Source organism: Ectopseudomonas alcaliphila, assembly GCF_900101755.1.
Classification (GTDB): Bacteria; Pseudomonadota; Gammaproteobacteria; order Pseudomonadales; family Pseudomonadaceae; genus Aquipseudomonas; species Aquipseudomonas alcaliphila.
Genome location: NZ_FNAE01000012.1, coordinates 12951 through 35766, shown reverse-complemented (window position 1 = coordinate 35766; position 22816 = coordinate 12951). Strand labels below are relative to the sequence as shown.

Sequence of the window (22816 nt, the reverse complement as noted above, 5' to 3'; positions counted from 1 at the left end):
ACCCTAGCAAATATACTCGGTTAACCCAAACGGCAGCTGTTGCCGACTGCGTATTTTCAGGGCTTGAACGCGCCGATGAAAATGGCCGGATCGACGCGGGCGTCGTTGAGGCTGACGTTCCAGTGCAGGTGCGGACCGGTGGCGCGGCCGGTGGCGCCGACCTTGCCGACATGGCCTCCGCGGACGATTTCGTCACCAAGCTTCACGTCAATCTCCGAAAGGTGGCAGAACATGCTGATCAACCCCTGGCCGTGGTCGAGGAATACCGTCTTGCCGTTGAAGAAGTAGTCACCGATCAGAATCACCTTGCCGGCCGCTGGCGCCTTGATCGGCGTGCCGCGATTGGCAGCGAAATCCAGGCCCGAATGCGGGTTGCGCTCTTCGCCATTGAAGAAACGGCGCAGACCAAAGGGGCTGGATAGTGGACCGTTGACCGGTCTGTCGAACATCAGATTGCTTGGCTGGCGCGCGCTGAACTGCTGGTAGGCGCGGGTTTGCTCGGCCAGCTCGCGCTCGATGCGCTTGAGGTTGGCAGCGTTGGGTGTGACCTGCTGCTGGTTCTTGATGGTGATGCGCTGCTCGGTGTAATGCTTGGCGCCGACCTGAAAACTCAGCTTCTGACCGCCCTCGACCTCCACCTGCTGAGTGCCTGGCTTGACGCTGAGCGGAATACCGACGATGGCGATCCAGCGCTGGCCATCTTCGTGCACGGTCAGCACCGGCTTGCCCTGGTAGCGCACCTTGGGCGCCTGCGTAGGGTTGCCCAGATCGATCACCGCCACGCCGCCGGGCACTGGCTTGTTCAGTAGACGGGTGATGAAGCCTTCGGCATGGGCGGGCAGGGCCAGACACAGAGCCAGGATGGACAGGCACAGCTTTTGTAGGAGCGGGCTCTGCCCGCGAAGCTTCCAGGTCATAAATGTTCGCGAGCAGAGCTCGCTCCTACGCAGGGATGCTGACATTGGCTCAATCCAGTAGCGACAGCGTCGCCGGTTGTATGTGGTTGTCTTCAACGCGCACGTCCAGTTCGCCTTCGCTCAGGCGCGCCTTGAGGCGTTGGCCTGGCTGGGTCTGGGCGGCGCTGCGCACCGCCTGGCCGCGTTCGTCGAGGAGGATGCTGTAGCCGCGGCCCAAAGTGGCCAAGGGACTGACGATCTGCAGTTGCGCGGCCAGCGCGCTCAGTTGCTGACGCTGGCTGCGTAGTTGCCCGTGCATGGCACGCGGCAGGCGTGTGGCCAGGCCATCCAGACGCTGGCGCAGCAGGGCCAGGTTACGCCCCGGATGCTGCGCGGCCAGGCGTGCGTCGAGACGGGCCAGGCGTTCGCGCTGGTTAGCGAGTTGCTGGTTGAAGGCGCGGCGCAGGCGCATGTCCAGATCGTCCAGGCGCTGGGCCTGCTGGCGCAGGCGTTCGCCGGGGTGGCGCAGGCGTCGGCTCGTTCCTTCCAGGCGCAGGCGTTCGCGGGCCAGGCGGCCCTGCATGTGCAGGACCAGGCGGCGCTGCAGGTTATGCAGGCGTTGCACCAATTCGCTGCTGTCCGGGGCCAGCAGTTCGGCGGCGGCCGAGGGCGTCGGCGCGCGCACGTCGGCGACGAAGTCGGCGATGGACACATCGGTCTCGTGGCCCACGGCACTGACGATGGGCGTGACGCAGGCAGCCACGGCGCGCGCCACGGCTTCCTCGTTGAAGCACCAGAGGTCTTCCAGCGAGCCGCCGCCACGGGCCAGGATAAGCGCGTCGAACCCCTGCGCGTCGGCGCGTTGCAGGGCCCGGACGATCTGCGCGGTGGCATCGCGACCTTGCACGGCGGTGGGGATCAGGTTCAGTTCGACCTGCGGCGCGCGGCGGCGGAATACGCTGATGATGTCGCGGATCACCGCGCCTGTAGGCGAGGTGACGATACCGATGCGCTTGGGATGGGCGGGCAGGGCGATCTTGCGTTCGGTGGCAAACAATCCCTCGGCGCCGAGTTTCTCCTTCAGTGCCTCGAATGCCAGGCGCAGGGCGCCGTCACCGGCAGGCTCAACTGCGTCGAGAATCAGCTGATAGTCGCCGCGCCCCTCGAACAGTGAGACCTTGCCGCGCACCTTCACCGCCAGGCCATCGCGCAGCGCCTGGCGCACACGTGCGGCGTTCTGCCGGAACAGCGCGCAACGCACCTGGGCCTGACTGTCTTTCAGGGTGAAGTAGATATGCCCGGACGCCGGACGGGCGAGGTTGGAGATTTCCCCCTCGACCCAGATGCCGGCGAACACGTCCTCCAGCAGCAGGCGGGCGCGGTTGTTGAGCTGGCTGACGCTGAGCACCTCGCGGTCGAGGTTCAGGCGGGCAAAGGGATCATTGATCATGGGCCGGCATGATAAGCCCAGAGGCCCGCAGGCGCGACCCTGCTCAACTGTCTTCGAGCAGACGCTTGAGCAGCCAGGCCGCCACCGGGCCGAGTTCGCGCTGGCGCGACCAGATGGCGTCCACCGTCACCCGCCGTGGCCAGCCACTGCAGGGTAGCTCATGCAGACCATCGAAGCCGTAGGCATCGACCAATTGCCGGGGCAGCTCGGCCCAGCCGAAGCCCAGGCGCGCCATTTCCAGCAGCATCAGGTAGTCCGGCGCGGCCCAGCAACGCCCGCCGCTGCCGGGCAGGTCGTCGGTGTTGGCATCATCATGAGCGATGCTGCTCAGGCGTAGCAGACGCCAGTGCGACAAGTCTTCCTGGCGCACCTGGGGCAGTTTGCTCAGGGGATGATCCTTGGCGACGAACAGACCAAACTCGCTGCTCATTTCCAGGCGGGCATGGGCGATATGTGGCGGGTAGGCTGGCAATGCGGCGATCAGGCCGAGTTGCGCGCGGCCCTGGGTGACCAGGTCGAGCACGTCGGCCTGTTCACCGATCAGGCTCTCGAACTGCAAATCGGGGAAGCGCTGATCCAGCTCCTGCAGACGGGCTTCGAACTGCTTCGGTTGGTAAGCATCGGACAGCACCAGGGTCAGGCGCGCTTCCTGGCCCTTGGCCAAACCTGCGGCGTGTCGCGCCAGGCGATCGCTGGCGCACAGCACTTCCTCGGCATGGGCCAGCAGGCTGGCGCCGGCTTCGGTCAGTTGCAGATGGCGTGGGCCGCGCTCGAACAGCGCCACGCCCAGATCGATTTCCAGGCGGGCGACCGCCTCGCTGATCGTCGACTGACTCTTGCCCAGGCGCCGTGCCGCAGCGCTGAGCGAGCCGCAACTAGCGGCTTGGGCGAAGGCCTGGAGGGATTCGGGGGAAATGTTCATATCGGTTTAGCCGATGGCTGCTGCCTTTGGGTTGGCTGATTTTCCGATGATCATAGCCGGCATCGTCACTTATCACGAGGCTCGCTTCATGACTCAGCCCCTGCCGCGCTCCCTGCGTGAGCGCATCGGTCACGCCCTGGCCTTCGAGACCATCGCCGTGCTCATCTGTGCGCCGGCCATGGCCTGGTTCATGGATAAACCACTGCTGCACCTGGGTGTCCTGACCCTGATGTTCTCCACCGTGGCGATGCTGTGGAACATGCTGTTCAACTACCTGTTCGATCGTGCACAGAGCCGCCTGGGCTTCGAGCGAGGTCTGTGGGCGAGGGTCAGCCATGCGCTGTTGTTCGAGCTGGGCCTGATCGTGGTGCTGGTGCCGCTGGCCGCCTGGTGGCTGTCGATTGGTCTGCTCGAGGCGCTGTTGCTGGATATCGTCCTGATTCTGTTCTTCCTGCCCTACACCCTGGCGTTCAACTGGATCTATGACGTGCTGCGCGCACGTTGGCTGGCTCGACGTGAGGCGGCTGCGCTCGGGACCGTTTGTCGAGGGGCTTGATTTGCCGGCGGCAGCGCCTAAGCTGCCGGCTTTCTTTGCCAGCCGCTCGAGCACCATGACCGCACAACTGATCCTCGTCCCACAGATATCCACGCTTCCGGCCCATGAAGAGAAGGCGCGGGCCATGTTGCGCTGGTTGGTCAAGCGGGAGATCGTCGAGGCTCTGCCGACCACCTGCGGGCAGGGCGGCAACGGCATGGCCTATGCCATCGGGCCGGGCGCCAGGCGTATCGCCCTGCGTCCCGAGTTGCTGCCTTACGGTCAGGCGCACAATGGCCTGGAAATCATTACCAACCGCTGCATTTATATGCCAACCCATGGATTTCTCGAAGAGGCGGGCTGCGCCGAATGCCGCAAGGAAGTAGGTGTGCCGTTGTTCGACAGCCTGGAGCTCTGGTGGCCGGGGGAAACCGACAACTTCACCTGTCCGGAATGTGGGCATGAAGACGACATCAACGGCTTCCTGTTCCTGCAGCCCTGCGGTTTTTCCAACCTGGGTTTCATCTTCAACGGCTGGACAGAAGCCGGCCTGCGCCCAGCGTTCGTCGAAGAGTTCGGCGAGCGTCTGGGCTTTGCGGTGAGGCAGGTAAGGGTCGACGACCCGGCTTGAGCGGGCGCTTCGGCGCCTGCAGCCTCACATTCTTGTGGGAGGGGCTTTTGCCGCGATTATGTTGTCTTCAGTCGCCGCTGAAGCGCCTCCCACAGGCGCTCAGCAGTTGCCATCGGGATAAGCTCAGAACTCGACGCTGGCAGAGAGGCGCAGTTCACGCGGCTCGCCGACGGCGATGCGCAGGTCGCCACCGCTGGACGGGTAGTATTCCTTGTCGAACAGGTTGTTGGCATTGAGCTGCAGCCTGGTTTTGTCGCCCAGCAGGCGCGTGGTTTCCCAGGAAACGAACGCATCGGCCACGGTGTAGCTGTCCAGCCAGGCGTTGTTGGCGTTATCCACCGCGCGCTTGCCGACGTAACGCGCGCCGCCGCCGACGCGCCAGAGGCCGAACTCGCCCGGTATCGCCAGATCGTGGCTCAGGTACAGGCTGCCCATGTTCTTCGCCGCATTGACCAGTGCATTGCCCTTGTTGCTCGGGTCGTCGAGGATTTCCGTGTCGGTATGGGCGTAGGTGGCGATCAGGTTCCAGCGCTCGGCGATACGCCCGGTCAGGTCAACCTCGACGCCGCGCGAACCGACCTTGCCGGCCGCTTCGGAGACGCCGTTGTTGCTGACCACGACGTTCTGCTTCTCGATGTCATAGACAGCGATATTGGCACTCAGGTTGGGCGTGATGTCGTACTTGGCGCCGATCTCGCGGCTCTTGCCTTCTTCCGGGTCGTAGGCACTGGCGTCGGAGAGGGTGTCGGACTGGTTGGGCTTGAACGACTCGCTGTAGTTGGCGTAGAGCGAGAGCCTCTCGGTGGCGGCGAATACCACCCCGACGAAAGGCAGGAAGGCCTGGCCCTGATCGTCGATCAGCTTGCGGTAATTGGCGCCCAGACCCTGGTCCAGAAACTGGTCGTAGCGTTGATAGCGGCCACCCAGCACGAGTATCCATTGATCGTTGAGGTGCCAATTGTCCTTGGCGTAGATCGAGTTGGAATGCACTTCGTCGCGGCGGTCGCTCTGTATGGTGCTGATATCACGAGACTCGGCCAGGTTGCCGTAGATCGGGCGATAGATATTGAAGTTGCTGTTGGGGGTGCCGCGGTAGGTGTCGCCACGGAAGTTGTCCACCTGCTCGTCGTCGACACCGATCAGAAGCTCGTGACGCTGGCCGAACAGGCGAGTGCTGCCGATCCAGTCCCAGGCTGCGTATTGCACCTGATTGTCGTATTTGCCGCCATTGGCCTGGCGGCGCAACGTGCCAAGATTGTTCAGCGCTTCGCGCTGGGTAATAGCGGCATTGCCTGTGTTAGCGAGGGTCGGCACGGCTTCGGCGAAATCGTACTTCTCCTGATTGAAGCTGTAGGTGAAGCGGGTTTTCCAGTCCGGGTTCAACTGATATTCGATGCGTGCGTCGAAGATCTGGCCAATACCCTCATTCTTCGCCCAAGGCTCGCCGAACTGCTGGTTGTAGCGAGTATTGGCGATGCGGTTGTTGACCAGTACCGTGCCGCGGTCCACGGGCGTGGAGTATTCCTTGTACTGATAGGACAGGTCGATGCGCAGGTCGTCGCCGGTCCAGCTCAGTGAAGGCGCGATCAGGCTGCGCTCGTCGCTGCCGTAGTTGCGCCAGTAATCCTCGTGCTGCCGTTCGGCGACCAGGCGGTAGGCGAAGCCGCTGTCTCCCAGTGGTCCGGTCGTGTCGAGCGAAATATTGCCGCCGCCGAAGCTCGAATGCTCACCCGATAGGCGGGTGCGTTGGCTGTATTCAGGGCGTTTGCTGATGACGTTGATCAGTCCACCCGGCTCCAGAGCACCATAAAGCAGTGACGACGGCCCCTTGAGCACCTCCACCCGCTCGGTGGTGGCGTCAAAATTGCGCGACAGGTTGCTGCGCACGCCATCGCGCAGGGTCGAGCCGTCGGTATTGCTACCGAAGCCGCGTTTGACGAAGCCATCCTGAGTGCCGGCCAGGGTATTGCTCTGGGTCATGCCGCTGACGAACTTCATCGCATCGTCCAGCGACTTGACCTGAAAGTCCTCGATGGTCTGCGGCGTCACCACCTGTACCGACTGGGCTTCTTCCTTGAGTGCGACCGAGGATTTGCTTGCCGTGCTGGCGTGTTTGGCCTGGTAGCCGTCTTCTTCGACGGCAGGCTTGGCGACTACCTCCTGACTGGGTAGCTCCAGCTCCTGGGCCAGCAGTTGGCCGGCTGGAAGCAGGCAAAAGGTAAGCAGAGCGGCGCAGTGGCGACTCAGGGAAGAACGCTTTGGATTCATTTGGCACTCAAGTGCAAGTGTTTTTGAGAATCATTATTTTATGATTTTCAAGGTATGCCTGCCTAGGGACATACTTTGCATTGAGTGAAATGAGGTCGCTGGGTATAATGCCGCGCTTCTTATTTTCCCGCTCGGGAGCCCGCCATGCTGCGCATCAGCCAAGAAGCACTCACTTTCGACGACGTCCTGCTCATCCCCGGTTATTCCGAGGTACTGCCCAAGGACGTCAGCCTGAAGACCCGCCTGACCCGCGGCATCGAATTGAATATCCCGCTGCTGTCCGCCGCCATGGACACCGTCACCGAAGCGCGCCTGGCCATTGCCATGGCCCAGGAAGGTGGCATCGGCATCATCCACAAGAACATGACCATCGAGCAGCAGGCTGCCGAAGTGCGCAAGGTCAAGAAGTTCGAGGCCGGCGTGGTCAAGGACCCGATCACCATCGAAGCCGACGCCACCGTGCGTGACCTGTTCGAGCTGACCCGCCTGCACAACATCTCCGGTGTGCCGGTGCTCTCCAATGGCGATCTGGTGGGCATCGTCACCTCCCGCGACGTGCGTTTCGAGAACCGTCTGGACGCGAAAGTGCGTGAGGTGATGACGCCGAAAGAGCGCCTGGTCACCGTCAAGGAAGGCGCCGCCAAGGAAATCGTACGCGAGCTGCTGCACAAGCACCGCATCGAGAAGGTGCTGATCGTCGATGACGCCTTCACCCTCAAGGGCATGATGACCGTCAAGGACATCGAGAAAGCCAAGGCCTACCCGCTGGCGAGCAAGGACGATCAAGGTCGTCTGCGTGTTGGCGCTGCCGTCGGCACGGGCGCCGACACCGGTGATCGCGTAGGCGCTCTGGTCAATGCCGGTGTCGACGTGATCATCGTCGACACCGCTCACGGCCACTCCAAAGGCGTGATCGACCGTGTGCGTTGGGTCAAAGAGAACTTTCCGGAAGTCCAGGTGATCGGTGGCAACATCGCCACTGGCGCGGCTGCCAAGGCGCTGGTCGAAGCTGGCGCCGATGGCGTCAAGGTCGGCATCGGCCCAGGCTCGATCTGCACCACCCGTATCGTCGCCGGTGTCGGCGTTCCGCAGATCAGCGCCGTGGCCAACGTCGCCGCCGCCCTGGCTGGCACCGGCGTGCCGCTGATCGCTGACGGTGGCATCCGCTTCTCCGGTGACCTGTCCAAGGCCATCGTCGCTGGCGCCTCCGCCGTGATGATTGGCTCCATGCTGGCCGGTACTGAAGAAGCCCCGGGCGAAGTCGAGCTGTTCCAGGGCCGCTCCTACAAGGCCTACCGTGGTATGGGCTCGCTGGGCGCCATGGCGCAAGCGCAGGGCTCTTCCGACCGTTACTTCCAGGACTCCTCGGCGGGTGCCGAGAAGCTGGTGCCGGAAGGTATCGAGGGTCGCGTTCCTTACAAGGGCGCCATGAGTGCCATCGTTCATCAGCTGATGGGCGGCCTGCGTGCCTCCATGGGCTACACCGGCTGCGCTACCATCGAAGAGATGCGTACCAAACCGGAGTTCGTGCGCATCACCGGTGCCGGCATGGCTGAGTCGCACGTGCATGACGTGCAGATCACCAAAGAGGCTCCCAACTATAGAGTTGGTTGATTCGCCGCAATGTATGAATAACGGGGCTGTTCGATCAGCCCCGTGTCATTTGTGAATACCTACGAGAGACGGCCATGGCCCACGACATTCACGCCCACCGCATCCTCATTCTGGACTTCGGTTCCCAGTACACCCAGCTGATCGCCCGCCGCGTGCGTGAGATCGGTGTCTATTGCGAACTGCACCCTTGGGACATGAGCGACGAAGATATCCGCGCCTTCGCTCCGCGCGGCATCATCCTCGCCGGTGGCCCGGAGTCGGTGCACGAAGCCAATAGCCCGCGCGCACCGCAAGCCGTGTTCGACCTGAATGTGCCGGTACTGGGCATCTGCTACGGCATGCAGACCATGGCCGAACAACTCGGCGGCAAGGTGGAAGGTTCCGACCTGCGTGAGTTCGGCTACGCTCGTGTCGACGTGGTCGGCAAGAGCCAGCTGCTGGCCGGCATCGAAGACCATGTCGACGCCGACGGCGTGCTTGGTCTCGACGTGTGGATGAGCCACGGCGACAAGGTCACCCGCCTGCCGGAAGGCTTCCACATTCTCGCCAGCACCCCGAGCTGCCCGATCGCCGCCATGTGCGACGACACCCGCCACTACTACGGCGTGCAGTTCCACCCGGAAGTGACCCACACCAAGCAGGGCGGTCGCATCCTCTCGCGCTTCGTGCTGGAAATCAGCGGCTGCGAAGCCCTGTGGACCCCGGCCAACATCGTCGAAGACGCCATCGCTGCCGTGCGCGCCCAGGTCGGCGATGCCAACGTGCTGCTCGGCCTGTCCGGCGGTGTCGACTCTTCTGTGGTCGCGGCGCTGCTGCACAAGGCCATCGGCGATCAACTGACCTGCGTATTCGTCGACAACGGCCTGCTGCGTCTGCACGAAGGTGACCAGGTAATGGCCATGTTCGCCGAGAACATGGGCGTCAAGGTGATCCGTGCCGATGCCGAAGAGCAGTTTCTCGGCAACCTGGCCGGCGAGTCCGACCCGGAGAAGAAGCGCAAGATCATCGGTCGCACCTTCATCGACGTGTTCGATGCGCAGGCCAGCAAGCTGGACAACATCCAGTTCCTTGCCCAGGGCACCATCTACCCGGACGTGATCGAGTCGGCTGGCGCCAAGAGTGGCAAGGCCCATGTGATCAAGAGCCACCACAACGTCGGCGGCCTGCCGGAGGAAATGAACCTCAAGCTGGTCGAACCGCTGCGTGAACTGTTCAAGGACGAAGTGCGCAAGATCGGCCTGGAACTGGGTCTGCCCTACGACATGGTCTACCGCCACCCGTTCCCGGGCCCGGGCCTGGGAGTGCGCATCCTCGGTGAAGTGAAGAAGGAATACGCCGACCTGCTGCGTCGCGCCGACCACATCTTCATCGAAGAACTGCGCAAGGCCGACTGGTACCACAAGACCAGCCAGGCGTTCGTGGTGTTCCAGCCGGTGAAGTCGGTCGGCGTGGTCGGCGACGGCCGTCGCTACGCCTGGGTCGTTGCCCTGCGCGCCGTGGAAACCGTGGACTTCATGACCGCTCGCTGGGCACACCTGCCCTACGAACTGCTGGAGACCGTCAGCGGCCGCATCATCAACGAAATCGAAGGCATTTCCCGCGTCACCTATGACGTGTCGAGCAAGCCGCCAGCGACCATCGAGTGGGAATGATGCCCACCCGGGCGTAGCCCGTCTGACGAAACCCCGGCCATGGTGCCGGGGTTTTGCGTTATATGGCGTGTTTTCTGTCGCCGGCTGAAAGCTTTGGCTAGGGTTAGACTTTCATTTCGTTGAAAAGGACGCCTCCATGCCCGGTAACTCGCTATCTGCCTTGTATTCGCGCCTGTTGCTGACGGCGCTGCTGCTGCCCCTGGCGCCCTGCGGATTCGCTCAGGACATGATCGAGCGCTTCGGTGAGCGCCCTTACACCGGTCGAGTCGACTTTAAGGTGGCACCTCCTTCCGGCAAACCGGTCACGCACTACGGAAGGGGAAGTGTGTTGCTGGAGCGCAGCGCACCGGGCAAGGCGGTCCTGCAGTTACGCGGCAAGGTTCCGGACAGCACCACGCAGACCGAGCTGACGATTCCCGGCACTTATGACGATGCCGGCTGGCGCAGCGAGCCGGATGACGTGCAGATGAGCATCGCAGCCGACGGGCGTGTCAGCGGGGGAGGTGTCAGCGACGGGCGTACCTTCCTCTTTTCGGGCACTTTCAGTCCGGCTGAGGTGCGACTGGAGGTGCGTGTCACGATGGCTCGTGAAGAAGGTGGTGCGCCTGCCGGAACCACCCTGACGTTTGATTACCGGGTCAAACGCGAATCGCTCGAGGCACAGGCCGGCCAGGATGTAGAGGACGGCTGCCGTCTGGTCATGCGACCCATTGCCAATTTCGGTGGGGGCATGACCATGGCTCAGGTACCTGAATGCGACTGAACAGGGAAATTTTTCCGGCGTAGATGGGTGATCCGCCCGTAAACGCCTGGACGCTGCCAGGGCCAGTCCGCCCTGAAACAAAGACAGAGTCGCCAGAAGCACGAGCAGGCCCGGGCTCGGGCAACTGAGAAGCAGCATGCGTCTGTCCTGACGAATCTGGCTGGCGAGCATCGCTTCGCGCTGGCGCCAGTTGCGCGCGATCGTCAGCCAGCGGCTTTCCAGCAACTGGGACCAGTCGTCTTCGCTCAACCTGCAGGTGACAGGGTGCGCAGGCAGATCCAGCGTGGGAAACAGCTCAGTTTCTCGTACCTCGATGCTCCCATGGATATCCGTTATCCCGCCCATGACGCTCGCCATCCAGTTCAAGGCGCACTTACGAACGCTCTGTGCTGGAGTGCGTGCTGTATCTGGCGAGCAGTGCAGGACCACGCTGTGCTCCGGTCAGGCAATTGAGGCGGATCGTTGCCTAGCGCATGCCCGGTTCGTTATCAAGAGAGATTGTTAAATCTATATGTAAGTCATTATCGTTTTGATGTGTGTTTTCTGCTATGTTTGCCGCCGCCAACCAGGCGGCATCGCCACCATAGAAAGATGACAAGGCAGGCCGCTGACACGCCTCTTAACCGATAAGGACCATGAGCATGACCGATAGTAAGAACGGGGTTCTCAATACACGAGCGCCCTGGCGGCGCGTTACCAGCGTTGCTCTGTTTTGCACGCCGCTGGTTGCTGCGCCTCTCTACGTTCACGCGCAAGAGGCAAGCTCTGCCAAAGAGGACGAACCCTTCCGCCTCGCGCCGATTATCGTCAACGCCAAGGCCTCGGCAGGTGATGATGCCAGCTCGGTGGTGGCTCAGGAGCTCTGGGTCGGCGGCAAGGTCGCCACCAGCATCCTCAATACCCCGGCTTCCGTTTCCGTCGTGACCCAGAAGGAAATCGAGCAGCGCAGCGTCAACACCACAGAAGAACTCCTGCAATACACGCCAGGTGTCATCACCGACTACTACGGCAGCGATGACCGCAACGACTACTTCAAGATTCGTGGCTTCCAGGCGACCACTTACCGCGATGGTTTGACACTGAGCTCCATGCGCGGTGTTCGCGAAGACCCGTTCGCCTTCGAGCGCGTTGAAATTCTGCGTGGCGCCAACTCCACGTTGTTTGGCGCAGCCGACCCAGGTGGTTCGGTGAACTTCGTGACCAAGAAACCGCGCTTCGAAAAGTTCGGTCAGATCTATGGCACCTACGGTTCCTTCAACCACAGGGAAACCGGCATCGACGTCGGTGATGTGCTGAATGCGGATAAGACCTTGGCTTATCGTTTCACCGGCAAGTTCCAGGACAGTGATCGTGAGTACGATCACTCTCAGGACGACAATCAGCTCCTCATGGGCGGCCTGACCTGGGCGCCGACGGCCTATACCTCGGCAACGCTCGTCGTGGATCACCTCAAGACCAAGAGTACCCCCAACAGTGGCGGCTACCCGACAGACAGGGAATATGACCGCGATGAATTCTTCGGTGAGCCTGGTTACAACTTCCACGATGTGGAACGCACCAATATCAGTGGTAGTTTCACTCACGATTTCGACAACGGTTTCATCCTGCGCAGCAACCTGCGGTACAGCGAGCTGACGGATGATTTTGCTTACCTGTACCTGAGCGGGACAGGAGCGGGAACACTGCGCGACCGTGATGCTTTTGGTACCGATACTGACGCCGAGCAGGTCAACGGTAATCTGATGCTGCAGTACGATGCCCGTTTCGGAGATATCGATAGCAGCACCATGGTGGGGGTCGAGTACGGCGACTCTACAACTGACGCCAGCTCTATCTATACCCGAGCGACGCCCATCGATATTGCCAACCCGGTCTACAGTGGTGCCCCAGGCGGACTGTCGCCCTACCTTGTTCAGCGGCGGGATTACACTACCAAATCGGTATTCCTGCAGCAGAACCTGTCGTTCTATGACCGCGTTATTGTCACCGCAGGCGTACGCAATGACTCGATGGATCTTGCGGAGACGAACAAGCTCACCTCGACCAAAACGTCGGATAGTTTTTCTGAAACGTCTTACCGTGGCGCGTTGACCTTCATCGTCACTGACGAGGTTTCGACCTATGTCAGCATGGTGGAATCCGTGTCTCCGCCCGAGATTGGCGTCACTCCGAAGCGTGGCAAGCAGTATGAAGTGGGGGCGAAATATTCACCTGCTGGTATGAACGCGCTCTTTTCCGCAGCCATCTATGACTTGACTCAGGAAAATGTCGCCATTGCTGTTGTTGTACCTGGCGTTGGTATTGAGCGGCAGACGGTCGGTGAGACAAGGGTGCGAGGTCTGGATCTGGAGGCCAAGGCCGAGCTGACCGAGAACCTGAGCCTGGTTGGCGGTTACTCCTACATGAAGTCAGATGTGCTTCGCGGCTCGCTGTGGGATGGCACGTCTCTCAAAGGCAATGAATTTGAAGTCACTCCACGGCATAGCGCTTCACTCTGGAGCTACTACGCTGTGCCGGGCACGAAGGTGAGCGTAGGCCTGGGTGCCCGTTACATTGGTGAATACTATTTTGGCGCCGCCAATACCGATAAAAGCGATGCCGCTACAGTGTTTGACGCTGCCTTCACCTACAACATCGTCAAGGGTACGGATCTGGCTCTGAACGTCAGCAATCTGCTGGATGAGCAGCACGTGGTCGGCTCCGGTACTGCTGACTACTACAACCCGGGCCGTGAGGTTACCGCCAAGCTGAGCTACAGCTGGTAAGTCGGCCCAAGTGTCCTGGATGGGCCAGGTTCCATTGATTGGCATTGGCTCCAGGGCTCAATGAAAAAACCGGCTTCGGCCGGTTTTTTCATGTCTGCAGCAGTGCCAGTAGAACGATTGTGGCAAGCGCGAGCAGTGCCGCAACCAGCATCTCGCGCTTGGCACGTACCTGGCTGGTCAGGATCGCCTCGGTTCGCCCGGGGTCACAGGCGACTGTAATCCAGCGTCCCTGCAGCAACTGTTGCCAGTCTTCGATGGTCATCCAGCAGGCAGCGCGATGCACCGGTTGATCGAGTGCTGCAAAAAGCTCCTGGCATGTCAGCGGGCCCAGGTTGAGCCTGAAATGCTGGCCGTGTCGTTCGCAGTCCAGTGCCAGGCGGATCAACGGTCGGGCATCTTCCGCGTCGTCTTCCTTCAGGTCCGGGGTCCAGATTTCATAGGCGGTAATCTGGGCGGTGCCAGGTCGGAGAAATGCCTGCCTCATGCTTTTCAGTATGAGGCGCCCGAGCAGGTAGTAGGCTCCCAGCGCAATGGCGATCAAGCCGAGCCATAACAGCCCTCCGACCACCAGCAGGAGCGTGAAGAAAATGATTTCCATGACTATTGCCAGAACACAAGAAAGGGCGCTGTCAGCCAGCTGCCGTAGGCCATCGCACCAACCAGTATGAGCCCGTAAATGAGTTGGCTTGGGTGGTGTTCCGCTTGCGCATGAGCAGGCCGGTCGTGGGGGACGTAAAGGTTGAAGGTACCCGCATCCTTGTCGAGCATGACCTGCGGCTCGTCTCGGACCAGGTACTCGATTTCATACGTCTGGCCAGCGTATTCATAGCGCAGCCTGTAGACGGTTCGTATGCCGATCCAGCTGATGCGGTTGCCGCGAATGCGTGTATCGATCTGACGTTGATCGATGATCCGGGCCTCGACCAGGCTATGAGGACGGCCTAGGCTGCGTGCGCCCTCGTATAGCCATTGGCCGATGCCTGCCATCAGCACCACCCAGAAGAGCAGAAGCAATGGGGTAAGCAGTGTAATTGCGAGGCCCATTGCCAACTCGAACCAATCCATGTCGTACCGATATCCCTCTTAGTGGGCGCCCATTCTACTGGGGCGTCGGCAGGATGGTCGCGGTCGTCTGCGGCATTTTGTGCGTTTATCTGCGGCAATAAGTCCTTCGGCCGGACTCGTCTCTTTCTTCATGAAAATGAGAAGATACCGCAATTGAGTATGCCCGTAGATTGCCGAGGATGAAGATGTCGTTTACCCGTAGACAGGTGCTCGCCGGTCTGGCTGGCCTGGGTGTTGCCGGCCTGGGCGCTGGTGGTGTGCGTTACTGGCTCGGGCGCCCGGAGAATGTGGCGACCCATGACTACGAGCTGATCGCCGCACCGCTGGATCTTGAGCTGGTGCCGGGACATGTGACGCCGGCCTGGGGCTATGGCGGTCAGGCGCCCGGCGTCGAGTTGCGCTGCCGCCAGGGCGAGCGCCTGCGGGTGCGCTTCATCAACAAGCTGGAGCAGCAGAGCACCATCCACTGGCATGGCATTCGTTTGCCGTTGGAAATGGACGGTGTGCCCTATGTTTCTCAGGCGCCGGTGCTGCCGGGCGAGTACTTCGACTATGACTTCATCTGCCACGATGCTGGCAGCTTCTGGTACCACCCGCACACCACCAGCGCCGAGCAGCTGGGGCGTGGCCTGGTCGGGCCGCTGATCGTCGAGGAACGCGAGCCGACGGGCTTCCGCCATGAGCGCACGCTGAGCCTGAAGACCTGGCATATCGATGAACAGGGCGCCTTCACCGACTTTCTGGTACCGCGTCAGGCTGCGCGCGAGGGGACCCGCGGGCGGTTGACGACCATCAATGGTGAGCCGAACCCAACGCTCGAACTGCCGGAAGGGCAGATCGTGCGACTGCGCCTGATCAATGTCGACAACACCGTCACTTATCGCCTCAACCTGCCGGGTGGTGAAGCGCGCATCTATGCACTGGACGGTAATCCGGTCGAGCCGCGCCCGCTGGGCAAGGAGTACTGGCTGGGGCCAGGCATGCGTATCGACCTGGCGCTGAAGGTGCCGGTTGCCGGAGAGGAACTATCCCTGCGCAATGGCCCGCTGCGCCTGGCAACGCTGAAGGGCATCGCCAGCGCAGAGGCGGCTGGAGATTGGCCGCCGGCGCTGCCGGCCAACCCTGTCGCCGAGCCTGACTTGTCACGTGCCGAGACGTTGCGCTTCAACTTCGAGTGGGCCGCCGCGCTGGCCTCGCCGTCCGACGAGGCCGCCGGTCGCTACAAATACTGGCAGATCAACGGTCAGGCCTGGGACATCAACGACAAGACCTGTGCCGATCGCCCGATCGCGACGCTGCAGAAGGATGGTCACTACATCTTCGTGCTGCGCAACATGGCGCAGTATCAGCACCCGATCCACCTGCACGGCATGACCTTCAAGGTGCTGGGCTCGGACCGGCGCAAGATCATTCCGTATTTCACCGACACCTATCTGCTGGGCAAGAACGAGACCGCGCGCATCGCCTTCGTTGCCGATAATCCTGGCGTGTGGATGTTCCATTGCCACGTGATCGACCATATGGAAACGGGGCTGATGGCAGCCATCGAAGTGGTGTAGGGTAGGCGCCGTTTTCAGGTCCGCCTAGCAGCGCGGTCCCCCTTCGGATTGATGCAATGAAACGACCGCAGATCATCGATCGCTCGCGTGACGAGCATTTCATGCGCCTGGCGCTGGCGCAGGCGTGTCTGGGCGCGGAGCAGGGCGAGGTGCCGGTCGGCGCCGTGCTGGTGCAGGATGGCGAGGTGGTCGGGCAGGGCTTCAACTGCCCGATTCTGCGTCACGACCCCAGTGCCCACGCCGAGATGGTGGCGATCCGCGCGGCGGCGCAAAGTGTGCAGAACTATCGGCTGCCAGGCAGCACCCTATACGTCACGCTGGAGCCCTGCAGCATGTGCGCCGGCCTGATCGTGCATGCGCGCATCGCCCGGGTGGTGTTCGCCGCCAGCGAGCCGCGTGCGGGGGTGGCGATCAGTCAGGGGCAATTCTTCGACCAGGGCTTTCTCAACCACCGCGTGCGGGTGGAGGGAGGATTGCTGGCCGAGGAGAGCGGGGCGCTGCTGAAAGATTTCTTCAAGGCTCGGCGAGGCTGAGCGTTCTTAAAGGGAATGAGCATGAACAAACGGATGTTGAGTCTGCTGGCGCTCCTGGCTGCGCCTGCGTTCGCTGAGCAGTCGGAGGTGTATCTGGTCGCCAGCGTGCAACTGGGCGGCTCCAACCTGGCGCAGAGCATTTTCCTGCACGAGCCGCAGATCACCACGCTTGCAGAGTGTCAGGAGGCCGTGCGTGTCGGCCAGCGTGATCGCGACTGGCAGCGTTATCACCACATCTTCATGCGTGATCGCTTTCAGGGCTTTACCGGGCATCTGGATTATCGCTGCGTGTTAACCACTCAGCGCTTCAGTGGCTGGAACGACCGCGCGCGTTACAACCATCCCTATCTGATCAGCATCGACGAGCAGGCCAATCTGCAGGTCGAGCGGATACCGAGTCAGGCGCAGTGCGCCACGCGCCTCAAAGGCTTGCCGCAGGCGCGGCAGGCGATCAGCCGCTGTGCGGTGGGGAATCAGAGTTTGCTCTGAAAGCTTAGAGCGGCGGGGTTTCTTCTTCCGGCTTGCGCTTGTCGATGCCGGGCAGGTGGATACCGCTCTCGGCCACTTGCGTGCCTTCCAGCTGTGGCTGGGTGACCCAGGTAAGAATGTCGTAGTAACGACGGATGTTGCGCACGAAGTGCACCGGTTCGCCGCCGCGGGCATAGCCGTAGCGGGTCTTGCTGTACCACTGCTTTTGCGCCAGACGCGGCAGGATCTTCTGCACGTCGGCCCACTTGTTCGGGTCCAGCCCTTCGGCTTCGGTCAGCTTGCGCGCATCTTCCAGGTGGCCGCCACCGACGTTGTAGGCGGCCAGGGCGAACCAGGTGCGGTCCGGCTCGACGATGCCTTCCGGCAGTTGCTGGTGAACCTGGATGAAGTAACGGGCACCGCCGTCGATGCTCTGTTTGGGGTCGAGGCGGTTGGAGACCCCGACCGACTGAGCAGTGCGCTGAGTGAGCATCATCAGGCCGCGTACGCCGGTCTTGGACGTGGCGTTGGGTTGCCACAGCGACTCCTGATAGCCCATGGCGGCGAGCAGGCGCCAGTCAACCTGATTGGCGTGACCGGCCTGGCGGAACATTTTCTCGTAGCGCGGCAGGCGCTGCTGCAGGTGCTGGGCGAAGGTGTAAGCGCCGACATAGCCGAGCACGTCGACATGGCCGTAGTAGCGTTCTTTCAGGCGCTGCAGGGTGCCGTTGGCCTCGGAGCGTTCGAGGAAGGCGTCGATCTCCACCAGCAGGCTGTCATCCTCGCCAGCGGCTACCGCCCAGCGCATGGTGTTGGTGTCGCCCAGGTCGAACGCGACCCGCACGTTGGGAAAGTACACCTGGTTCATCGCCAGCTCGTTGGAATCGACCAGGGTCAGGTCGATCTGTCCTTCATCGACCATGCGCAGCAGGTCGACCACCTCGACGGCGTCGGATACCTCGAACTCCAGCTCCGGCTGTTCCAGCTTGAGTGCGGTCAGCTGTTCGGCATGGCTGCTGCCAGCCAGCACCAGAATGCGCTTGCCGACCAGGTCTTCGGGTTTGGTCGGCCGGCTCTCGCCCTGGCGATAGATGACCTGTGGCGTGACTTCCAGATAGGGAATCGAGAAGCGTGCCTGGCGCTGGCGCTGTGGCGTGTCCACCAGGCCGGCGGCGGCCATTACCGGGCCGTTGGCGAGGTCGAGGCTGGAAAACAGGTTGTCGAGGTTGTCCGCGGTTTCGATCTTCAGTTCGAGGCCGAGATCGGTGGCGAAGCGCTTGGCCAGTTCGTATTCGAAACCGGTGGCGCCGTTGCGGTCCTGGAAGTAGGTGGCGGGGCTGTTGCGAGTGACCACGCGCAGCTCACCCTCCGCCTTTGCCTGCTCGAGTACGCTGGGCTTGGGGTCTTCGCCACAGCCAGCAAGCATCAGGAGGGTTCCAATCGCCAACAGCCCTGTGGCGCAACGCATGCGTATCGCAGGTCGTGCAAACATCGGCGCAGTATACGCAAAGCGCAGGCGGTGCCATATCTCGACAGCGCTTCGCTTCTCTGCTAGTGCGCGTTCGTCCTTTAAGCGCCTGGCTACAGGTGCCGCAGGCCAACGCTTTAGGGTAGAATGCCCGGCCTCCAGCACACCCCTTCCCAGAGGCTGTTCCGACGATGTTGATTCTGCGCGGCGCTCCCGCCCTTTCCGCTTTCCGCCATGGCAAATTGCTCGAGCAACTGACCAGCAAGGTGCCGGCCGTGACCGGGCTGTACGCCGAGTTCGCGCATTTCGCCGACGTCACCGGCGTGCTCAACGCCGATGAGGAACAAGTGCTGGCGCGTCTGCTCAAGTACGGCCCGAGCGTGCCGGTGCAGGAACCCAGCGGCAAGCTGTTCCTGACCATTCCGCGTTTCGGCACCATCTCGCCCTGGTCTAGCAAGGCCAGCGACATCGCCCGTAATTGCGGCCTGGCCAAGGTTCAGCGCCTGGAGCGCGGTATCGCCTATTACGTCAGCGGCGAACTGAGCGAGGCTGACAGTGCCGCTGTCGCCGCGCTGCTGCACGACCGCATGACCCAGTTGGTGCTGAGCGCCCTCGAGGACGCCGCTGCGCTGTTCAGCCACGCCCAGCCCAAGCCGCTGACCGCCGTCGACGTGCTCGGCGGTGGCCGCGCCGCGCTGGAGCAGGCCAACCAGGATCTGGGCCTGGCCCTGGCCGAGGACGAAATCGACTACCTGGTGAAGAGCTTCAATGATCTGGGGCGCAATCCGCACGACATCGAACTGATGATGTTCGCCCAGGCCAACTCCGAGCACTGCCGCCACAAGATCTTCAATGCCAGCTGGGACATCGATGGCGAGAGCCAGGACAAGTCGCTGTTCGGCATGATCAAGAACACCTACCAGATGCACAACGAAGGCGTGCTGTCCGCCTACAAGGACAACGCCTCGGTCATTGTCGGCCACACCGCTGGGCGTTTCTTCCCCAATCCGGATACCCGCCAGTACGGCGCGGTGCAGGAGCCTGTGCATATTCTGATGAAGGTGGAAACGCACAACCACCCGACCGCCATCGCCCCGTTCCCCGGCGCCTCCACCGGCTCCGGCGGCGAGATTCGCGACGAAGGCGCGACCGGTCGTGGCGCCAAGCCGAAGGCCGGCCTGACCGGTTTCTCGGTCTCCAACCTGAACATCCCCGATTTCCTCCAGCCCTGGGAAAAGCCCTACGGCAAGCCCGAGCGCATCGTCAGCGCGCTGGACATCATGATCGAAGGCCCGCTGGGTGGCGCCGCATTCAACAACGAATTTGGTCGTCCGGCACTCAACGGCTACTTCCGTACCTTCGAGCAGGCGGTCAGCAGCCCGCGCGGTGAGGAAGTGCGCGGCTACCACAAGCCGATCATGCTCGCCGGCGGCCTCGGCAACATTCGCGAGAACCACGTACAGAAGGGTGAGATCTCGGTCGGCGCCAAGCTGATCGTGCTCGGTGGCCCGGCCATGCTCATCGGTCTGGGCGGCGGTGCTGCTTCGTCGATGGCCACCGGTGCCAGCTCGGCCGATCTGGACTTCGCCTCGGTGCAGCGCGAGAACCCGGAAATGGAACGCCGTTGTCAGGAGGTCATCGACCGCTGCTGGCAGCTGGGTGACGCCAACCCGATCAAGTTCATCCACGACGTCGGCGCCGGCGGCATCTCCAACGCCCTGCCGGAGTTGATCAACGACGGTGGCCGTGGCGGTCGTTTCGAGCTGCGCAACGTGCCCAACGACGAGCCGGGCATGGCTCCGCACGAAATCTGGTGCAACGAGTCGCAGGAGCGCTACGTGATGAGCGTGGATGCTGCCGACTTCGAGCGTTTCAAGGCCATCTGCGAGCGTGAGCGCTGCCCCTTCGCCGTAGTCGGCGAGGCCACTGCCGAGCCGCACCTGACCGTGACCGACAGCCACTTCAGCAACACCCCGGTGGATATGCCGCTGGAAGTGCTGCTGGGCAAGCCGCCGCGCATGCACCGCAGCGTGGCTCGCGAAGCGGAGCAGGGCGATGATTTCAGCGCCGCCAGCGTCGACATTGAAGAAGCGCTGGGCCGTGTGCTGCATCACCCGGCCGTGGCCAGCAAGAGCTTCTTGATCACTATCGGCGACCGCACCATCACCGGCCTGGTCGCGCGTGATCAGATGGTCGGCCCGTGGCAGGTGCCGGTGGCCGACTGCGCCGTTACCGCCACCAGCTTCGACGTCTATACCGGTGAAGCCATGGCCATGGGCGAGCGCACGCCGCTGGCGTTGCTCGACGCGCCGGCTTCCGGCCGCATGGCGGTGGGAGAGACCGTTACCAACCTGGCCGCTGCACGCATCGAGAAGATGTCCGACATCAAACTGTCGGCCAACTGGATGGCGGCTGCCGGCCACCCCGGCGAAGACGCCCGCCTGTATGACACCGTCAAGGCTGTCGGCATGGAGCTGTGCCCGGCGCTGGGCATCACCATTCCGGTGGGCAAGGACTCCATGTCCATGAAAACCCGCTGGCAGGACGAGGGCGTCGACAAGAGCGTGACCGCGCCGTTGTCGCTGGTGATCACCGGTTTCGCCCCGGTGCAGGACATCCGCCAGACCCTGACCCCGCAACTGCGCATGGACAAGGGCGAGACCGATCTGATTCTGATCGACCTCGGCCGTGGCCAGAACCGCATGGGCGCCTCGATCCTGGCGCAGGTCTATTCGCAGATTGGCCAGCAGGTGCCGGACCTCGACGACGCCGAAGACCTCAAGGCCTTCTTCGCCGTGATCCAGGGCCTCAATGCCGACGGCCACCTGCTGGCTTACCACGACCGTTCCGACGGTGGCCTGCTGACCACCGTGCTGGAAATGGCCTTTGCCGGTCACTGCGGTCTGTCGCTGAACCTCGACGCCCTGGCTGACGACAGCTCCGAGCTGCCGGCCGTGCTGTTCAACGAAGAGCTGGGTGCGGTGATCCAGGTACGCCAGGACGCCACTCCGGAAGTGCTGGCGCAGTTCAGCGCCGCCGGTCTGGACGACTGCGTGGCCGTGATTGGCCAGGCCGTGAACAACGGCGAGGTCAGCATCAGCTTCAACGGTGAGCCGGTGTTCGCCGGTGAGCGCCGCCTGCTGCAGCGTCAGTGGGCCGAGACCAGCTACCGCATCCAGCGTCTGCGCGACAACGCGCAGGGCGCGGATCAGGAATTCGATCTGCTGCTGGAAGAAGACAACCCCGGTCTGTCGATCAAGCTCGGCTTCGACGTCAACCAGGACATCGCTGCGCCTTACATCAAGAAGGGTGTGCGTCCGCAGGTGGCGATCCTGCGTGAGCAGGGCGTCAACGGCCAGGTGGAAATGGCTGCCGCGTTCGACCGCGCCGGTTTCTCCGCCATCGACGTGCACATGAGCGATATCCTCGCCGGTCGCGTCAGCCTGGAAGAGTTCAAAGGCCTGGTGGCTTGCGGCGGCTTCTCCTACGGCGACGTGCTCGGCGCCGGTGAGGGTTGGGCCAAGTCGGTGCTGTTCAACGCCCGCGCCCGCGATGCCTTCCAGGGCTTCTTCGAGCGTCGCGACAGCTTCGCTCTCGGCGTGTGCAACGGCTGCCAGATGATGAGCAACCTGCACGAGCTGATCCCTGGCACCGAGTTCTGGCCGCACTTCGTGCGCAACCGCTCCGAGCAGTTCGAAGCGCGCGTGGCCATGGTGCAGATCCAGGAGTCGGCGTCGATCTTCCTGCAGGGCATGGCTGGTTCGCGCATGCCGATCGCCATCGCTCACGGTGAAGGTCATGCCGAGTTCGAAAGCGAAGAGGCGCTGCTGGAGGCCGATCTGTCCGGCACCGTGGCCCTGCGTTACGTCGATAATCATGGCAAGGTCACCGAAGCTTACCCGGCCAACCCCAACGGTTCGCCGCGTGGCATCACCGGCCTGACCAGTCGCGACGGCCGCGTGACCATCATGATGCCGCACCCGGAGCGCGTGTTCCGCGCCGTGCAGAACTCCTGGTGCCCGGACGAGTGGCAGGAAGACGGCGGCTGGATGCGCATGTTCCGCAACGCCCGAGTGTGGGTGGACTAATAGCGGCCGCGTAGCGGCTTTCTGCTGACCCTCTCCCGCTTGCGGGAGAGGGGGGCAGGGCGCGTAGCCCGTATGCAATCCGGGAAAACCGACGCGACACCTCTCACCCGGATTTCATCCAGGCTACACAGGCCCCACC

Annotated in this window: 17 protein-coding genes; 10 read left to right on the top strand and 7 right to left on the bottom strand. The window is 62.5% G+C overall.

What is annotated here, in order from left to right; genetic code table 11:
- Nucleotides 1-56: 56 nt before the first annotated feature.
- The 3 genes from BLR77_RS23320 to BLR77_RS23310 are packed head-to-tail and all read right to left on the bottom strand — an operon-like array spanning nucleotide 57 to nucleotide 3268.
- Nucleotides 57-917 carry a peptidoglycan DD-metalloendopeptidase family protein gene (locus BLR77_RS23320; protein ID WP_074682347.1) on the bottom strand — a complete coding sequence of 287 codons (861 nt, stop codon included), beginning with the start codon at nucleotides 915-917 and terminating at the stop codon, nucleotides 57-59.
- Between the two features lie 49 nt (nucleotides 918-966).
- On the bottom strand, nucleotides 967-2346 hold the full coding sequence (xseA, locus tag BLR77_RS23315) for an exodeoxyribonuclease VII large subunit (RefSeq protein ID WP_074682346.1): 1380 nt from the start codon (nucleotides 2344-2346) through the stop codon (nucleotides 967-969).
- A 43-nt stretch (nucleotides 2347-2389) separates the two neighbouring features.
- Entirely contained in the window at nucleotides 2390-3268 is an 879-nt protein-coding gene (locus BLR77_RS23310) for a LysR family transcriptional regulator (RefSeq protein WP_074682344.1), read from the bottom strand.
- A gap of 88 nt (nucleotides 3269-3356) precedes the next feature.
- On the opposite strand from BLR77_RS23310, the gene BLR77_RS23305 reads away from it, so the two are divergent.
- Nucleotides 3357-3824, top strand: a complete 468-nt coding sequence (locus BLR77_RS23305; RefSeq protein WP_074682428.1) for a multidrug/biocide efflux PACE transporter — start codon at nucleotides 3357-3359, stop codon at nucleotides 3822-3824.
- Nucleotides 3825-3879: 55 nt separating this feature from the next.
- Complete coding sequence (locus BLR77_RS23300; protein ID WP_074682426.1) at nucleotides 3880-4434, top strand: sugar ABC transporter ATPase; 555 nt, start codon at nucleotides 3880-3882, stop codon at nucleotides 4432-4434.
- Nucleotides 4435-4557: 123 nt separating this feature from the next.
- Here the strand turns inward: BLR77_RS23300 and BLR77_RS23295 are convergent, their stop codons facing one another.
- On the bottom strand, nucleotides 4558-6702 hold the full coding sequence (locus BLR77_RS23295) for a TonB-dependent siderophore receptor (protein WP_074682343.1): 2145 nt from the start codon (nucleotides 6700-6702) through the stop codon (nucleotides 4558-4560).
- A 144-nt stretch (nucleotides 6703-6846) separates the two neighbouring features.
- Between BLR77_RS23295 and guaB the strand changes: the two genes are divergently transcribed.
- From guaB to BLR77_RS23275, 4 genes are all read left to right on the top strand, one after another.
- A complete protein-coding gene (guaB, locus tag BLR77_RS23290) occupies nucleotides 6847-8316 on the top strand; it encodes an IMP dehydrogenase (RefSeq protein WP_074682341.1) in 1470 nt (489 codons plus the stop codon).
- A 74-nt stretch (nucleotides 8317-8390) separates the two neighbouring features.
- Nucleotides 8391-9968, top strand: coding sequence for a glutamine-hydrolyzing GMP synthase (gene guaA / locus BLR77_RS23285; protein ID WP_074682339.1), 1578 nt, complete (start codon nucleotides 8391-8393; stop codon nucleotides 9966-9968).
- 136 nt (nucleotides 9969-10104) lie between these two features.
- The gene (locus BLR77_RS23280) at nucleotides 10105-10731 is read left to right on the top strand and encodes a hypothetical protein (RefSeq protein WP_074682337.1); all 627 of its coding nucleotides are present in this window, start codon (nucleotides 10105-10107) and stop codon (nucleotides 10729-10731) included.
- Between the two features lie 641 nt (nucleotides 10732-11372).
- Nucleotides 11373-13496, top strand: coding sequence for a TonB-dependent siderophore receptor (locus BLR77_RS23275; protein WP_074682336.1), 2124 nt, complete (start codon nucleotides 11373-11375; stop codon nucleotides 13494-13496).
- Nucleotides 13497-13584: 88 nt separating this feature from the next.
- Here BLR77_RS23275 and BLR77_RS23270 read toward each other — a convergent pair whose 3' ends face one another.
- The gene (locus tag BLR77_RS23270; protein WP_074682335.1) at nucleotides 13585-14094 is read right to left on the bottom strand and encodes a hypothetical protein; all 510 of its coding nucleotides are present in this window, start codon (nucleotides 14092-14094) and stop codon (nucleotides 13585-13587) included.
- A 2-nt stretch (nucleotides 14095-14096) separates the two neighbouring features.
- Nucleotides 14097-14561, bottom strand: coding sequence for a hypothetical protein (locus tag BLR77_RS23265; RefSeq protein WP_083366119.1), 465 nt, complete (start codon nucleotides 14559-14561; stop codon nucleotides 14097-14099).
- A gap of 185 nt (nucleotides 14562-14746) precedes the next feature.
- On the opposite strand from BLR77_RS23265, the gene BLR77_RS23260 reads away from it, so the two are divergent.
- The 3 genes from BLR77_RS23260 to BLR77_RS23250 are packed head-to-tail and all read left to right on the top strand — an operon-like array spanning nucleotide 14747 to nucleotide 17142.
- Nucleotides 14747-16120: a multicopper oxidase family protein gene (locus tag BLR77_RS23260; protein ID WP_074682422.1), complete on the top strand. Its 1374-nt coding sequence runs from the start codon at nucleotides 14747-14749 to the stop codon at nucleotides 16118-16120.
- Between the two features lie 56 nt (nucleotides 16121-16176).
- Nucleotides 16177-16653, top strand: a complete 477-nt coding sequence (gene tadA / locus BLR77_RS23255; protein WP_074682334.1) for a tRNA adenosine(34) deaminase TadA — start codon at nucleotides 16177-16179, stop codon at nucleotides 16651-16653.
- 33 nt (nucleotides 16654-16686) lie between these two features.
- Nucleotides 16687-17142: a hypothetical protein gene (locus BLR77_RS23250; RefSeq protein WP_074682333.1), complete on the top strand. Its 456-nt coding sequence runs from the start codon at nucleotides 16687-16689 to the stop codon at nucleotides 17140-17142.
- 4 nt (nucleotides 17143-17146) lie between these two features.
- Here BLR77_RS23250 and mltF read toward each other — a convergent pair whose 3' ends face one another.
- On the bottom strand, nucleotides 17147-18613 hold the full coding sequence (gene mltF, locus BLR77_RS23245) for a membrane-bound lytic murein transglycosylase MltF (RefSeq protein ID WP_074682332.1): 1467 nt from the start codon (nucleotides 18611-18613) through the stop codon (nucleotides 17147-17149).
- A 167-nt stretch (nucleotides 18614-18780) separates the two neighbouring features.
- On the opposite strand from mltF, the gene purL reads away from it, so the two are divergent.
- Entirely contained in the window at nucleotides 18781-22677 is a 3897-nt protein-coding gene (purL, locus tag BLR77_RS23240; protein ID WP_074682330.1) for a phosphoribosylformylglycinamidine synthase, read from the top strand.
- Nucleotides 22678-22816: the final 139 nt, after the last annotated feature.